Source organism: Exiguobacterium sp. s163 (assembly GCF_018617135.1).
GTDB lineage: Bacteria > Bacillota > Bacilli > Exiguobacteriales > Exiguobacteriaceae > Exiguobacterium > Exiguobacterium profundum.
Window position 1 is genome coordinate 554445 of the sequence record NZ_JACSJN010000001.1, and the last position, 15420, is coordinate 569864.

The window sequence follows — 15420 nt, forward strand, 5'->3', positions numbered from 1 at the left end:
ATACCCTTTAGCATGTAGCTATCATCCACGTGAATCGTCTGAAATGACACTACATTACGATGCGACTTTTATATGGAGGGAACACGACGATGAAACAGTTCAAACGAGTAAGTGTCCTTGCGTTATTCGCCTTGATTGGATTTGCTCTTTTCCATTATGCGACTGAGTCAAAGACAGGTTCCGCTGCATGGACGACAGAAGCTGCGACACATCACTTCAAAGATATCTTAGAAGCGCAGCGAGAGGCGATTGAAGCGCATACTCCTCTTGAGAATATCGAGCGAACGAAACTGTCACACGAAGATGACGTCGTCCGGCTCCTCCTCGGTCAGCGGGATTGGGTCGAGCAATTCCACTATACGATTCAGGAGGTACAAGTGGACGAAAAAGGTGGACTTCTATACGCAAATGCTTATGTGACAAGAAATCTTCAATTTGAGAGTGGTGTCACGACCGGGCTTGGTGACGAGATGACGATTCAATTGAGGTCTCCGAATGAGGCGATCGAAGAGGTAGAGCTCGACAATCATAGCGTGACACAATCAGGCCAACCCTTTTTCAAACGCTGGATCAGTCGAGTGTTTGACTGAACAAATCCCACTTTCCGATTGGAAAGTGGGATTACTGTTAAAACGATAAATCTAAACCAGTACCATCATCAAGAAGTTCTCCGTTTTTAGCGGTATAGTCAACACGAATCTCGGCTCGCTTCAGGATGTCGTTCTCTTGTAACGCAGACATCCACGTCCGAACGCGCTCTTCGTCATCGGCTTCCGGCTCCCGATGAAGCGTCAATAAGATTGTCGGCGAAACGTCGGCTGTCTGATAGGCGATTGGATTTGCCGAGGAGACATCGAGTTGTCGGATACTTTCTTCGTCATATAGGACGACATAGGTGACGTCTGCACCAAACGCCGTATCAATCGAATCTTCAATCACCTCTGTGACCGCATCTTCCCATTTGGATGAGAGAAACGTATCAACGATTTCTCCGGTCGATTCATTCTCGTAAACATAAAATTCCGTTCCCGTCACCGAATCCACCGCAATCGCCGCATATTCAAACGGAAAGTTTCCCATGTTGTCGAATAATACGTCCTCTGTCACTTCAGCATCTTTGAATCGCTCGAGTACATATGATTCAGCCATCTTCATCACTTTTGCTTCCTCATCGGGATCTGGTTGCATCGACCGATAAAAGGCAAATACCAACCCCGCCACCCCAATCACGCCAAATCCGACCAAAAGCCACTTCAAGTAACGTTTCATGTCGACTCCTCTCATAACTGTTTGTTCATGGCGATGGACGCTTCTTGGAATCCGAGTCGTTTATATAATCGCTGTGCGTCTGGATTCGTACCGAATACACTTAGTCCAATGGATGTTGCGCCAAGTTCTTCTGAGACCACTTTTTCAAGTTTCTCAAACACCGCTGTCGCATACCCTTGCCCACGGTACGTCTCTTCAATCAAAATGTGATAAATGAAGATGCGTTTCGATTCAGCTTGAAACGCATACCACAAAATTCCGACACGAGTGTCTCCGTTCATCACATGAACAATCGTCTGCCCTTCCCCGGGTTGATTGTCTGGGAAGAGGTCCCGAATCAATTGAGTCGATTCCTCTTGTGCCAACACCATCGGAAGTTGATAGTTGCGCGCGACATCTTTTGCATAATCGTCAATCAACCAAGTCACATAATTCGCGATTTCTGGTCCCGTCATCCTGGCAAAATGAATGGTCATCTGTTTACCCCTAAACGTTTTCCCTTAGTGTAACATACAATTTTTGGAATCACCGTTTCTAGTGAAGTTCAGGATTTTGTAAAATTATCGTATGTTATAGGCGTGAATTCAATTTCATATGCTTCACCAAGCGCTACTTGCAAACGCTCCGAAAGTAAGTCTCCTTCACGATTATGTTGCTCCACCTTGATTTCCCATCCTTTAGCAAGTGCATCCGTGTCCCAGTCAATCCATTCTCCGAATCGACTAACCCATTCATAGAAATCACGCTTCAATTGGTCAGAAATCGTAAACTCATTCAATTCTATATTGTATCGACAGGTCGCACACCATGTCGGGTCCGCCCCCACATCCGCCTCTATAGTAATTCTTTTCAAATTTTCACAATCACAAATCCTTTTCATTCATTCGCCCCCCCAGGTTTAAGGTTAGATTCTGCATACTTATTCAAAATTAGGAAGATATCCTTTTGATTTATTCAGTCGAGAAATGTAGAGATGAAAATGGTGTGCAGATTGTCTTTCATACAATTGATGGCTTAAGTGGATTAGATGAGACTAGTTGGTTATTCCCTTATTCAGTGACACGAACTAAAGAAAACCATTGGTCTACGCGAACAAATGATTTTCTAGGTTTAATATAAAGTGTCTTTAGCAACTTCATTTGTTGGATCTAGAACAAGAATTTTTTCCGCGATGGACTTTGCTTGTTCATCACTTACAATCTTTTCTGGGACGATGTTCAGAAATAACAGGTTCTCTAAGCGCTTCACATCTGCAGCATCAGTCAAATCCACGGCTCTTTGAGCATGGTATAAGGAAGAGGTATAAGCCCCTTCAATGTGGCAAAGGGGCTGTGATAGGACTTGAAAAGCTAAGTCATGTAATTTATCGTCCTCTGTGTCCAATAACAGATAGACGAGTACGGAGTAATTCGACAGATTTTCATTATCATACGCCAAAGTTAATAAATCATTTTTAAATGTTTCAAAATCAGTAGTTTGATAGATGTCTTTTACTTCTTTAAACCGGCCTGACACAATTAAAGTTTCTAAATTATTTGACACTGTTTATTCACCTACGCATTACTTATTTCTTTTTCTCCATGGATTATGGTAATGAAGCATTTGTGCACTTATAAAGATTAATTTTGGATATAATGGGTTTAAATGTTAAAATTAAAAATCGAAGGGGACTTTAAATGATCAAAAAAATCTTATGGGTACTATTGATGATGGGGTTAGCTCTATTTATTATTACTTTACAAATCAATCGATTGGGTGAAATGACACCGGAGATACAAATGACATTATTTATGTCGCTAGGAATTGTTGTCGTATTATTTATTCCACCACTCATCATGTCGTTCTTTTCAAATCCAATTATTTCATATCTAAACATTGCATACCAGGGAGTAATCGCTATATCTTTTTTAGGAATGTTGCCTATTGGTTTTATGATTCCAAACGGTATGTTTACAGCGATTATAGCATTGCTTGGGGTCGGGATTAGCTCGATGAGTATCATAACAATTTTAAGAACTAAAGAACTGAGTATTAGAAACTAACATACAAATATTCAAGTGAAAGTTAAAAGTGATGTGCTGATGTCTATGCTGTTCAACTATAGTGAATACTAAAACAAAAGTCGAACCTGTTTAATTAGGTTCGACTCTTTTCATGTCTTCGGAGCCCAATTGTTTTCAAATCCATTTTGAACGGCATAGTGATACAAATGAATGAGTTTCGATTCTTTGTATGTAGACATGTATTCTGCCGTACGCAGTTCATGATTTCGTTCTACCAAATTGTAGAGATAATCGATATTCGCTAATCGATTATTTTTACTCGTATTACATGTCGGGCATGACAGCACAAAATTCCATAAGACATCATTTTGCATATAAGACCAAGGAATGAAATGATCCACGTGAATTTGTTTTACAGGCTTTAGGCAATAGAAGCACATTGAGTGCCCGTGACTTAATAAAATTTGTTTAAACTCCTCAAGCGACTGACGGGCAGACACAAACTCCAGCTTGCTCAAGATTCGTTCCATCGCATCTTGGGAATTGTATTTTTCTAAAAAGATGGCTAACTGATAGTTTGTCACGTTCATGAGAACACGCTTATATTTTTCAAAGAAAACGACATACGCTGGAACGAGTTGAATCCATTCTTCTTTTCGATTGAAAGAGTAAATCGTTTCGTTAAAAGAGCGATAGAAAGAACCGTATACGTATTTTTTATAAAACTGATTCACGTTCCGAATCAATTGATTTTGTTGATGCTCTGGTAAACGGTCAAAGTTCCAATCTGACGGAATGTTGTGTTCTTTCTGAAAGGAGACCATCACGTTTTCAACAGCGCTCTGCTTCCCTAGTTGATTCATCTGTGTCAGCCCATGCTTGACGATGAGATTCCAATAGATTTTCGTCACATGTTTGGCAATCTGATGAAATGACACGACACCTGATTCATTCAATTCTGTCGTACATTCCAGTAACACCTTCATCAATACGTGTTTGTACGTCGTCGTATGAGAAGCGTTCATCAGAAATTGTTGTGTAAAGCGCCATAGGTCTGATTCGGTTAAATACACATCTTTCGCCTCAGCGACACTTAAATCCCATCCCAACGACTCCACCTCCATCCATTACACTATTGATTATAACGAATGCAGAAAAGAAGTGGATCTCACACATCAAACAGGAGCAGAAAACTCTCTTTTGATTTGTTCGATATCAATCATTGTCTTTTCATGAACATACTGAACGAGCGCATCATACTGTTCGACCGTATTCAATTTTTTGAACTTCTCCACATCCCCTTCAAAGCCCGCGAAATAATCACTTTGATACTCTGGATTGTTAAAGAGTCTTAAAAATTCCATATAGTCCTTGATGGTCATTTGACTCACGATGAGAGAGAGAATGGATTCCCACTCTTTGATTCGCCCCTCATGAATTTGTTTTTTGATGACGATGTCTTGTGCTTGTTCCATTTTGATTTGTTGAATGCATTGCTCCACTTCTAATCTATATTGGAACAACTCATCTCGATTTCGAGTGTCTAGCGTAGGTGTCACTTCGGTTAAATAGTACTGATACCGTTGCTTTCGCGGATGCTTGTTCTTGACTTTTTTAGGGCTTTGCTCCGAGTCATCAGGGTTCTTCGGTCGTTTCTTTAAATTGATTGATCCTAAAGCCCCCATGATTTCTTTGTTATGTTTTAATGCAAGTTTGCCTACTGTCGGACCATATTTTTTGACGCCATTCACAATCAATTCCGTCGATTTTTTAGACATGTGAACTCCTCCTTTGGTATGTATAATTACTTGACGATTTTCAAAAAACAACTCATAGTTTCTATTCAACAAAAAGATGATCAATCCCTTGATTCTCATCAAAAACCTAATAACCGGTGTCCGCTCCCCAAAAGAAAAGGATTAATGAGCAGGTACTCAATAATCCTTCACCAGATCACTTCCTCTCTTGTTGTTTCTGCAAATATGCTTCACGAAGCTGGTTCAATCGTTCTTTCTTGTTCGAGACAGTCGGCTTTTTGCCGTCTTGGTACTTCGCCGCAGCTACTTTGCTTCTCTTATCTAATTGATATTTTCCCATGCGTTTCACCTTCCTTTCTTCATGGCTTCAATCAAAAGCAAAGACCCTCTAATCTCAATGAAATTAGAAGGTCTTCATGAAAATCATTGATCGCAGTCGTTACAGACTGCTTCAAAATGGAGACGGCGGGAGTCGAACCCGCGTCCGAAGGCATCGTAACGTATGCTTCTACGTGTGTAGTTTATCTATTGAATCTCGATGTGACACTGCCGATAAACAGGCGTTGTCGCATCCAGTCTGTTTCATCTCTTCTTCGCGCCCTCAGACGGCGAGGTTGAAGCGTAGCTTGCTTAGTTTGAGACCCTGAAAGTCATCCACACAAGCGATGGATGTCAGGATCCGCAGGGCACTTAGGCTGCTGCGAGTTGTGTGTTAGTTTTGCCAGTTATAGGCGTTTGCGTTTTAACGAGGCCGACCCCTCGACACGCCACATACGACCGACCTACCCCCGTCGAATCCATAACGTCCCCGAGGTGGTAATTGGTACTCTGTTTAGTATACCACAATTAGGATCCGTTGTCAGTATTTTTGCCGATCGCGCATCGCACGGTCGACGTCACGCTTCGCGTCTTTCTTCTTCAAGTCCTCACGTTTGTCGTACTTCTTCTTCCCTTTTCCGACGCCGAGCAGGCACTTGGCGAACCCGTTCTTGATATACACCTTGAGCGGGATAATCGTGTAGCCATCACGCCCTGACGCCCCGATGAGCTGATTGATCTGCTTCTTATGCAACAATAGCTTTCGGACGCGGAGTGGGTCATGGTTGAAGCGGTTCCCCTGTTCGAACGGGCTGATATGACAGTTGTGAAGCGTCGCCTCGCCCCCATCGAACCGGACGTACGCATCCGCGATGTTGATCTTCGATTGACGGACCGATTTGATTTCCGTCCCTGTGAGCACCATGCCCGCCTCAATCGTATCTTCGATCGCATAATCGAAGGACGCCTTGCGGTTTTGGGCGAGTGCGTTCGAATCTTTCTTCTTGGCCATACACATTCAGTCCTTTATCTACAAGATACGGAGGAAGGGACGAGCCCTTCCCCGTCAGCGACGTTTCTTCGCACCTCGTTTGGCGTCGCCTTTTCGTTTGTGCTTGTCTTTCTTCTTCAGGTCGAGTGCCGAACGGCCTTGGGAAGACTTCTCCCCGTCTCGTTTCGGTTTCTCACCTGGTTTGCCCGGCTTCCCAGGTCTTCCTGGTTTGCCGCGCTTCTTCTTGTCGTCCCGACCGCGACCGCCACGACGGTCTTTCTCGTCCTTCTTCGGACGACCGCCTTTCGCTTTGATTGTCGTCGGTTGGCGACGGCTTGACGGTTCCCGTTTCGGCATGCCGACGACCGTGAAGTCGATTGTCCGCTCGTCTAAGTTGACGGCGTCGACTTTGACACGGACGGCGTCCCCGATGCGGAATTGACGTTTCGTCCGCTCGCCGAGCAACATGAGCTGTGATTCGTCGAAGTGGTAGTAGTCATCCATCGACTGGAGACGGACAAGCCCTTCGATCGTATTCGGAAGCTCGATGAACATCCCGAAGTTCGTGACGCCGGCGACGACACCATCGAACTCTTCACCGAGATGGGCTTCCATGTATTCGGCTTTCTTGAGCGCCTGTGTCTCGCGCTCTGCGTCGACCGAGCGACGTTCCCGTTTCGATGCCTGTTCGGCGATCGCCCCGAGACGGTCCTCGTACTTCGCGATCGTCTTCTCCGACAAATCGTTGTTGAAGACGTACGTGCGCATGAGACGGTGGACGATCAAGTCCGGATAACGACGAATCGGTGACGTGAAGTGCGTATAGAAGTCTGTCGCGAGTCCAAAGTGACCGAGCGAGACGTCGTCATATTTCGCCTGTTGCATCGAACGAAGCATGATCGTACTGATGACCGGCTCTTCCGGTTCTCCGTCGATTGCCTTCAAAATCTTTTGAAGCGTCTTCGGTTCGACCGTCTGTCCTTTGATGCGTTCAATATGCACACCGAAGTTTGCGACAAAGTCGAAGAAGAAGTCGAGCTTGTCCGGTTTCGGATTGTCGTGGACACGATAGATGAACGGCACGTCCATCTTGTGGAAGTGTTCCGCAACCGTCTCGTTGGCCGCGAGCATGAACTCCTCGATCAACTTCTCGGCGACCGAACGTGGACGAAGCACGATATCTGCCGGCTTCCCTTCCTCGTTGACGACAACCTTCGCCTCAGCGAAATCGAAGTTGATGGCACCGCGCGAGTTACGACGTTTCCGAAGCACTTCCGCGAGCTCGGCCATGAGGTCGAACTCACCGATGAACGGTTCGTACTTTTTCAATGTCTCTTCGTCATCACGTTCGATGATCTCACGGACGTTCGTATACGTCATCCGCTCCGTCGTCTTGATGACACTCGGGAACAGATCATGGCGAACGACTTTCCCGTTTTGCGGAGAAATCTCCATTACGCAGCTGAGCGTCAAGCGGTTGACGTGAGGGTTGAGGGAACAGATCCCGTTCGAGAGTCGGTGCGGCAACATCGGAATGACGCGGTCGACGAGATACACACTCGTCCCGCGCTCGAGCGCCTCAACGTCTAGTGGTGAGCCCTCTTTCACGTAATGCGAGACATCGGCGATATGAACACCGAGCTCGTAGTTCCCGTTATCGAGTTTCTTGACGTGGACGGCATCGTCCAAGTCTTTCGCATCTTCGCCGTCAATCGTGAAGATCGTCTCGTCACGAAGGTCGACGCGACCGATGAAGTCTTTCTCGTCCGCTTCGTCCGGTACCGCGTTCGCCTGAGCGATCACGTCCTCTGGGAACTCCGTCGGGATGCCGTGTTTATAGACGATCGACAAGATGTCGACGCCAGGGTCGTTCTTATGCCCGATGATGCGGACGACGTCACAGGCACCGGCGAAGCGTCCGTCCGGATACTTCGTGATGCGCACGACGACTTTATGTCCGTCGACGGCACCGAGTGATTTGTCCGGGTTGACGACCGGCCAGAAGTTGATGCGTTTGTCATCCGGCTCGATAAAGGCGAACTGGTCGAGTCGACCGCTCGGGAGCGTATACGTCCCGACGAACTCGGAGAGTCCGCGCTTCAATACTTTCAATAAAATCCCTTCCGTCTTGCCACGGTTGTCCTCGCGTTTTTTGACGAGGATCGTATCGCCATGGTAGACGTCCTTCAGTTGGTCGGGCGGCAAGAACACGTCTTCCGCTTCCCCTTCGACCGACAAGAAGCCGAAGCCGCGCTGATGAATCGAGATGATTCCCGCGACTTGTCCGAGCGTGGCGAGCGTCCCGTAACGGTTCGTCCGCGTCCGGCCGATGGCGCCCTCTTCCTCGAGGGCATTCAATGTGCGAATGAGCTCTTTAAAGTCATCCGTCGACGCGAGCTGTAATCGCTCGGTCAGTTGATCGACAGAGAGCGGTTTCTCGCTCGCCTGTAAGATCTCTAGTAATTGGTCACGTAAATTCAACGTGACACCTCCTTCTTAGACTGACCAGTCTAACGTTTCGAGAAAATCGAGCACGTCCTGGTGCAGTTTCTCTTTTTCTTTGTCGAGTGTGATCACGTGTCCCGAGTTCTCGTAGATGAGCAACTCTTTTTGGAACGTGTTGACCGCCTCGTAAATTTGATTCGCCGATTCCGGGTCGATCATGTTGTCTTTGGCGCCTTGGACGACGAGTGTCGGGACGAAGATGTCCTCGAGCTTCGACGCCGTGTCGCGGACGAAGGCACGGAGGTCTTTCAATGTTGGCATCGGTTTGAACTCTGCCATCTCCTGCTCAATCTGTTCCGGCGACTTTTCTTCTCTACCCTTATATTCTCGGGCATATGCCTGGACTCCTTTATACAAGCGGTCCTCGGCATCGATTCCCGTCGGTGCGCACATTGGGATGACCGCCTTGACGTCTTTCTCCTCGGCGAGACGGAGCGACATCACGCCACCTAACGAGAGTCCGCAGACGACAATCTCCTCATGACCTTTGTCGACGAGCGTCTGGTAAGCGTCCAAGACGTCTTCCCACCAGTCTTTCGGTCCATATTGGAGTAATTCTTCCGGTGGGACGGCATGACCACGATAGATCGGTCCCATACATGTGTATCCTTCTTTTTGAAGGAAGCGACCGAGCATGCGGACATCCGCGCTCGATCCAGTGAAGCCATGTAACATCAACACGGCACGTTTTCCGCCCTCGAAGAAGAACGGTTTTGGTGCTGTCACTTTCATTTTATCTGTCATCTCCTTGTATCTACATTATTCCCAAAAAATAAATCGAAAAAACAAAAGCTGACCGCCTCACGTGAAAATCGAGAACGATCAGCCTTATCATCATAATGATGCGACTAGTAATCCTAAAATGAAAAACAAAGTGCCTAGTACAGCTGCAGTTCGGTTCAAAACAGCATCGAAGCCGCGTGCTTTCTGGCGTCCGAACAACTGCTCCGCGCCACCTGCAATCGCTCCAAGACCTTGCGACCGACCTGACATGAGCAGTACGACGACAATCAATAAGACAGCCACGACAAGTAGGCTGATTGTAGCGATCGTTTGCATAGTAGTCAGTTCCTCCTTCTATTTACACGCCTTTTATTATATAGAAGTTATCAATAAAACACCAGCATTCAAATTATCGGGACGGGTAGCTGAATCCTTCCCCAATGACTTCCTTCACCTGGTGGATGACGACGAAGGCGCGGTCGTCCGTCACTTGGACGATTTTTTTGAGTGGTGCGATCTGACGTTTGTCGACGATCATATACAACATGTTCTTATCCTGCTTCGTGTAGTAACCGTGTCCATGGATAATCGTCGCCGAGCGTCCGAGCGTCTCCGTTAAGACGACGGCGAGCTCTTCTTGCTTATCGCTGATGATCGTGACGGCTTTACGGATGTTGAGACCTTCCGCGACGAGGTCGATGACCCATGAACCGATGATGATCGCGATGAGCGTATAGAGAACGACTTGTTCCCCTAAGAAGAAGCCAGATGTCGCGACGACGATCGCATCGATGATGAACATCGAGACGGCGACACTCAAGTGGAGATAGCGCTCCATGAGTCGGGCGATGATGACACCCCCGCCGGTCGTCCCGCCGACACGGAGCACCATGCCGATCCCGACCCCGATCATGATTCCGGCATAGACGGCCGCAAGCAGTTTGTCCTCGGCAGGGCTGCCCCAGTCATGTGTCAGACCGAGGAAGAATGACGTCGCGATGACGGCGATGACCGAATAGACCATTGTCCGACGGTCGAGCAGCTTATAGCCGACGATAAAGAGAATCCCGTTCCCGATGATCGACGTGAGCCCGAGGTCCCAGCCGAAGACGTAGTACAGGATGATCGTGACCCCGAGCAGGCCACCTTCCGAGAAGTCGTTCGGTACGGTAAAGTAGTTGACCCCGAACGAGAGAATGAAAGAGCCTGCGATAATCCAGGCGATGTCCTTCACCGAGATGGTTTGTAGCTTGCGCCATACTTGTTGGCGCAATAGATGTTGTTGTTGACGTTTCATAAATGTCCTCCCTCCATAGAAAAAAGACCGCGGCAAAAGCCGCAGTCTTAAGATTGTACTGGCTTTGGCGCACCGTCTTTCATAATCGGCAACTTGCGCTCCGCGGCGTTCGCGTAGACGTTTAAGAGTGCCTCTTTTTCCAAATCCCAGTTATATTTCTCACGCGCGGTCTTCGTGTTCTCTTTGACACGCGCATAGAGTGCTTGGTCTTCAATCATCCGGTTGACGCCGTCCGCAATCGATTGTGGATCATGCGAATCGACGAGCACCCCGACATCGTTCCCCGCAACGACCCGTTCGATTTCAGGGAAGTCACATGAGACGACCGGTACTTCAGCCATCAAATACTCGAACAATTTATTCGACGAGGCCGAGTAGTGGTTGAAGCAGACGTTGTTCAATACTTGGAAGCCTAAATAGGCGTTCATCGTATAGTAAGGTAACGCTTCGACCGGTACTTTGTCAATCATCTTGACGCGGTCGCCGACCCCTTCCGTCTCGATCAACTGTTGAATCGTCGGTTTAAGCTTCCCGTCCCCGATCATGACGAGCGTGCCTTCTTTGAAGTCTTTCGCCGCGAGCACGAGCTGTTCGAGACCGCGTCCGGCTTGAATGCCCCCTTGATACAAGAGGATCTTCTCGTCTTTCGGTAAGTCGAGAAGCGCATGCAAGTCCTTACGAAGCGAGAAGTCGAGCGGACGGTAGAACGGATAGTTATGGAGCACGTACGGATAGAATCCGTACAACTCTTCGTTGTGCGCCGCACGCGTATGGTTCTCGACCATCATCGTATCGACGAACGGCAAGAGCCAGCCCTCGAGGTTACTTTGAATATAGCCGTAACCCGTACGGTCCGTTTGTACCTCGTGCGAGTCGTAGACGATCCGACCTTTGTTGAACACTTTCCCGGCGAGGAGTGCCTGCGGGAGCGTGTTCAAATCGTTCGCATGGTAAAAGTCATACGATTTTTTCGTCGAAGCGAACACCATCTCGAGCATCGCACTCGCATTGACGATTTGCTTACGCACTTGCGGCAACAAGACCGTCCCGACGGCCGCTCCAAGTGCGAGCATCGTGATCGGCGCGAGTAGGAACAACCCGGCACCGACGAGTCCAGCACCGATTTGGCGGGTCCGCTTCTCGCTCACCCATTGATAGGTCTTCTTCGCGAACTTGAGCGCGTTGACGAGAATCGAAGGTTGACGCTTCACGCGGATGACGCGGAAGCCTTCCGGACGCATCTCTTCTTTTGGAAGCTCTTTATTTTTCGGATCTTGAAGCGCGATCAAATCGACTTCATAGCCTGCCTCGGCGAGTGCCGAGCACTCACGAAGGACGCGCGCATCATTCGTAAAATGGTTCCATACAAACATACATACTGACTTCATCGTGTTTCCTCCATCACTAACTGTTGTACGACTTGATCTAACACGTCGATATTCTCTTCCCAACATAAATTCTCTTTGACGTAACGAATCCCGTTCGCCCCGAGTGCCTCCCGTAAATCCGGTCGGTCGAGGAGCTTCCGTAGGATCCGCTCGATCTCATCGATGTCACGTTTCCGTGACACGTAGCCGACTTCCGCCGCTTCAATGACATTCGCCGCATGGCCTGACACTGCTGCGACAATCGGTTTGCCGACCGCCATATAGTCGATGAGTTTCCCAGGGATGACCGTATCGAACACTTCTTGCTCGATCAGGCTGACGAATGCGACGTCTGCATTTTTAATCGCCTGAAACGCCTCTGTCCGTGGCATCGCCTCGAGGAACAAGAAGTTTTGGAAGCCACGGTCTTTGATCGTCTGTTTCAACTCTTCTTTCCGATAGCCGTAGCCGATCAATTTGAAGTGGACCCGTGGCTCATCCCGGAATCGTTCGGCGAGTTCGAGTAACAACGACACATCTTGGGCAAGACCCATGTTCCCGGCGTATAAGATCTCCATCCGGTCGTCCGGTGGGATCGTCCGCTCGAGCGTTCGCTCCGCTTCCCGGATCGAGTTCGGCATGTAGTGAATCTTCTCGTTCGGCACACCGCGCTGACGAAGATAGCTGCGGAACCCTTCCGAGTTGATGATGACTTCATCGGCGACACGATACAGTCGTTTCTCCATCCAAAAAGCCGGCGTGAGCACCCAATCGTACTTGAAGACGCCGACCCCTTTCACCGATTCTGGCCAAAGGTCACGGACGTCCAAGATGAACGGGACACGATACTTTCGTTTCGCATAAGCACCGACAAACGCCATAAAAAAAGAAGGGGTCGTCGCAAAGACGACGTCTGGCTTCAATTCGAGCTTACGGACTTCTCGGATTCCTTTGACCATCTGTTCGAGGAATAGAAAAAGACGACTGACCATGTTGGACGTATGTTTCCGTTTCTTCGTGATGAGTCGCTTGATGAACGGTTGGTCGTTTAACTCCCGGTCGTTCCAGAAGCGGTCGTCCTGATACATATCAAAGCTCGGATACGAAGGGGCGGCCGTGATGACCTCGACTTCATACCCGCGCTGCTTCATCAAATGCGTAATGTTTTGCATCCGGTTGCCGGCACTGCCGATCTCCGGATAATAATTTTGACACACCATAAGCATTGTTTTCAAAAATAACACACCTTACTGTTGATCAAGTTCGTCCACGAGCCGTTTCAATAGGGCATGGACGTCATCTTTTAAATCAGGATTGCTGAGCGCGTGGCAAACCGTCGTCTCGACGAACCCGATCGGCTCTCCGACGTCGTAACGTCGACCGTCAAATTCGTAGGCGAAGACCGTCTGCGCCTCATTCAAGCGTGCGATCGCATCCGTCAATTGAATCTCGCCCCCGGCTCCCGCCTCTTGTCCCGCCAACGCCTCAAAGACGTCCGGTTTCAAGATATAGCGACCGAGGATGGCGAAGTTCGACGGGGCCTCATCGATGGGCGGTTTCTCCACGAACGTCCGCACCGGGATGAGCTTCCCTTCGACGGCAAGCGGGTCAATTATACCATATCGGTTCGTCATTTCATACGGGACACGCTGCACCCCGATGATCGAACGATCGTGGGCCTCATATTGGTCAATCAACTGCTTCGTCGTCGGCACATCGGATTCGATGATATCGTCCCCGAGCAAGACGGCGAATGGCTCGTCTCCGATAAACTTCCGGGCGCACCAAATCGCATGACCGAGACCTTTTGGCTCCTGTTGGCGTATGTAGTGAATGTTCGCCAAATTCGAGGAATGTCGGACCGATTCGAGCAAGCGCGTCTTCCCTTTCGATTCGAGGTTCTGTTCCAGTTCGAGCGCACGGTCAAAATGGTCTTCAATCGCCCGTTTGTTCTTCCCCGTGACGATGATGATGTCCTCGATGCCTGAAGCGACGGCTTCCTCGACTATGAACTGGATGGTCGGCTTGTTGACGATCGGCAACATTTCTTTTGGCATGGCTTTCGTGGCGGGAAGGAAGCGGGTGCCGAGACCGGCGGCTGGGATGATGGCTTTACGTACTCGTGTCATAAGCATGGGCTCCTTTACTCGTTATGTAGAGAGTATACCCAAATTTTGTGCAAACTGACACAAAAGAGAGGTCATGACAATGTCGTCATGACCAATCATCATTCCGGTGCGATTTGAGATAGTACCAAATGCCGAACCCAATGAGCAATACTAAGAAGAGGAATCCAAGCATCATCACGAAAATCGCCTCCCCATTCATGCTTCATTTTCTATATTCCCGCTTCAGATTGTTTCAGAACCACTTCTGTCCATGCGTTCGAATAAACCGAAGTTCCTCTTGGTAATGATCGTAATGTCCTTCGTCAATCATCTTTTGGAAGGCGACGTCTCCTTCCGCAGCTTTTCGTTTCATCAACAGACAGAGCGCTTCGATGCGTCGTTGCAACATGTCGAACAAGTCGACCTCCGCTTGATCCCAACCGTAGGCTTCGAGAAACAAAGATACACGCTTGTTATAGATCGCATCATCTCGATCGGCATCATAATAGATGACTTCTCCCGTTTCAGCTTGGTGGCGACGACTGAGCGGAACGAACGTATAAAGTGCATATACGATATCCCAAGCACGCGGTCCCGGTGCAGCCAAGTCAAAATCGATGACTCCCGCTACCTTTCCTTCATGGAAAATTGTATTGTAGACAGCGAAGTCGTTATGGCAGATGACCTCTAACGGTTGTGGTGTGTGATCGATTGGCTCCCATTCGGATGTCCATTCAAAATCGATTGACGCATCATGTATACGTCTCATTAGTCGTGCAACATCCTGAATCGCCTCATCGGACCACATGTAAGACTTCAAGGGATAGTCTGCGGTTTCTCCTTCCAAGTAAGTTAACACTTCTCTTCCTCGATCATCGATTCTAATAAAGCGCGGCACTCCGGAAAGTTGCTTTGCCTCCAAGTGACGTAACCATCGATGAATACGCTCGCTGCCTTCCTTTTGAGTGCGATAGACGTAATTCCCCTTTTTATAGACAGTTGACACGTTCCCACCGCTCAACCTTTTTTCTTGTTCATTCGATTGATCCATCCAATCTCCCCCTACCCTTTATCAGTCACGT

The 15420-nt window shown here is 48.3% G+C and carries 18 protein-coding genes and 1 other RNA gene; 2 read left to right on the plus strand and 17 right to left on the minus strand.

The features are described 5' to 3' along the window. The first annotated feature begins 89 nt into the window (after nucleotides 1-89). On the plus strand, nucleotides 90-590 hold the full coding sequence (locus tag KNO71_RS02925) for a hypothetical protein (RefSeq protein ID WP_214683885.1): 501 nt from the start codon (nucleotides 90-92) through the stop codon (nucleotides 588-590). A gap of 37 nt (nucleotides 591-627) precedes the next feature. Here the strand turns inward: KNO71_RS02925 and KNO71_RS02930 are convergent, their stop codons facing one another. The 4 genes from KNO71_RS02930 to KNO71_RS02945 form a co-directional block, all read right to left on the minus strand. Then, a complete protein-coding gene (locus tag KNO71_RS02930) occupies nucleotides 628-1269 on the minus strand; it encodes a hypothetical protein (RefSeq protein ID WP_214683884.1) in 642 nt (213 codons plus the stop codon). Nucleotides 1270-1280: 11 nt separating this feature from the next. Next, nucleotides 1281-1745: a GNAT family N-acetyltransferase gene (locus tag KNO71_RS02935; protein ID WP_214683883.1), complete on the minus strand. Its 465-nt coding sequence runs from the start codon at nucleotides 1743-1745 to the stop codon at nucleotides 1281-1283. A 68-nt stretch (nucleotides 1746-1813) separates the two neighbouring features. Beyond that, nucleotides 1814-2149: a hypothetical protein gene (locus KNO71_RS02940; RefSeq protein ID WP_214683882.1), complete on the minus strand. Its 336-nt coding sequence runs from the start codon at nucleotides 2147-2149 to the stop codon at nucleotides 1814-1816. A gap of 230 nt (nucleotides 2150-2379) precedes the next feature. Next, nucleotides 2380-2811 (minus strand): hypothetical protein, encoded by a 432-nt coding sequence (locus KNO71_RS02945; RefSeq protein WP_078147294.1) that lies wholly within the window; start codon nucleotides 2809-2811, stop codon nucleotides 2380-2382. A gap of 134 nt (nucleotides 2812-2945) precedes the next feature. On the opposite strand from KNO71_RS02945, the gene KNO71_RS02950 reads away from it, so the two are divergent. After that, nucleotides 2946-3311 (plus strand): hypothetical protein, encoded by a 366-nt coding sequence (locus KNO71_RS02950; protein WP_078147295.1) that lies wholly within the window; start codon nucleotides 2946-2948, stop codon nucleotides 3309-3311. Between the two features lie 110 nt (nucleotides 3312-3421). Here KNO71_RS02950 and KNO71_RS02955 read toward each other — a convergent pair whose 3' ends face one another. From KNO71_RS02955 to KNO71_RS03015, 13 genes are all read right to left on the minus strand, one after another. Then, a complete protein-coding gene (locus tag KNO71_RS02955; RefSeq protein WP_168169852.1) occupies nucleotides 3422-4381 on the minus strand; it encodes an HNH endonuclease signature motif containing protein in 960 nt (319 codons plus the stop codon). A 66-nt stretch (nucleotides 4382-4447) separates the two neighbouring features. Continuing rightward, nucleotides 4448-5050 carry a hypothetical protein gene (locus KNO71_RS02960; protein WP_078147297.1) on the minus strand — a complete coding sequence of 201 codons (603 nt, stop codon included), beginning with the start codon at nucleotides 5048-5050 and terminating at the stop codon, nucleotides 4448-4450. 175 nt (nucleotides 5051-5225) lie between these two features. After that, nucleotides 5226-5369, minus strand: a complete 144-nt coding sequence (locus KNO71_RS02965) for an alcohol dehydrogenase (RefSeq protein WP_214683880.1) — start codon at nucleotides 5367-5369, stop codon at nucleotides 5226-5228. Nucleotides 5370-5483: 114 nt separating this feature from the next. Beyond that, nucleotides 5484-5839: a transfer-messenger RNA gene (ssrA, locus tag KNO71_RS02970) on the minus strand. A 49-nt stretch (nucleotides 5840-5888) separates the two neighbouring features. Next, the gene (gene smpB / locus KNO71_RS02975) at nucleotides 5889-6359 is read right to left on the minus strand and encodes an SsrA-binding protein SmpB (RefSeq protein WP_012726899.1); all 471 of its coding nucleotides are present in this window, start codon (nucleotides 6357-6359) and stop codon (nucleotides 5889-5891) included. Between the two features lie 54 nt (nucleotides 6360-6413). Then, a complete protein-coding gene (rnr, locus tag KNO71_RS02980) occupies nucleotides 6414-8819 on the minus strand; it encodes a ribonuclease R (protein ID WP_214683878.1) in 2406 nt (801 codons plus the stop codon). Between the two features lie 15 nt (nucleotides 8820-8834). After that, complete coding sequence (locus KNO71_RS02985; protein ID WP_031422876.1) at nucleotides 8835-9575, minus strand: alpha/beta hydrolase; 741 nt, start codon at nucleotides 9573-9575, stop codon at nucleotides 8835-8837. 102 nt (nucleotides 9576-9677) lie between these two features. After that, nucleotides 9678-9902 carry a preprotein translocase subunit SecG gene (secG, locus tag KNO71_RS02990; RefSeq protein WP_012726902.1) on the minus strand — a complete coding sequence of 75 codons (225 nt, stop codon included), beginning with the start codon at nucleotides 9900-9902 and terminating at the stop codon, nucleotides 9678-9680. A 73-nt stretch (nucleotides 9903-9975) separates the two neighbouring features. After that, nucleotides 9976-10863: a YitT family protein gene (locus KNO71_RS02995; protein WP_214687170.1), complete on the minus strand. Its 888-nt coding sequence runs from the start codon at nucleotides 10861-10863 to the stop codon at nucleotides 9976-9978. Nucleotides 10864-10910: 47 nt separating this feature from the next. Then, nucleotides 10911-12251 carry a glycosyltransferase gene (locus tag KNO71_RS03000; protein WP_078147299.1) on the minus strand — a complete coding sequence of 447 codons (1341 nt, stop codon included), beginning with the start codon at nucleotides 12249-12251 and terminating at the stop codon, nucleotides 10911-10913. After that, on the minus strand, nucleotides 12248-13456 hold the full coding sequence (locus KNO71_RS03005) for a glycosyltransferase family 4 protein (protein ID WP_251031945.1): 1209 nt from the start codon (nucleotides 13454-13456) through the stop codon (nucleotides 12248-12250). The genes KNO71_RS03000 and KNO71_RS03005 overlap by 4 nt, the downstream gene beginning before the upstream one ends. Before the next feature lie 21 nt (nucleotides 13457-13477). Beyond that, on the minus strand, nucleotides 13478-14359 hold the full coding sequence (galU, locus tag KNO71_RS03010; RefSeq protein ID WP_214687174.1) for a UTP--glucose-1-phosphate uridylyltransferase GalU: 882 nt from the start codon (nucleotides 14357-14359) through the stop codon (nucleotides 13478-13480). 232 nt (nucleotides 14360-14591) lie between these two features. After that, on the minus strand, nucleotides 14592-15389 hold the full coding sequence (locus KNO71_RS03015; protein WP_214687176.1) for a phosphotransferase enzyme family protein: 798 nt from the start codon (nucleotides 15387-15389) through the stop codon (nucleotides 14592-14594). Nucleotides 15390-15420: the final 31 nt, after the last annotated feature.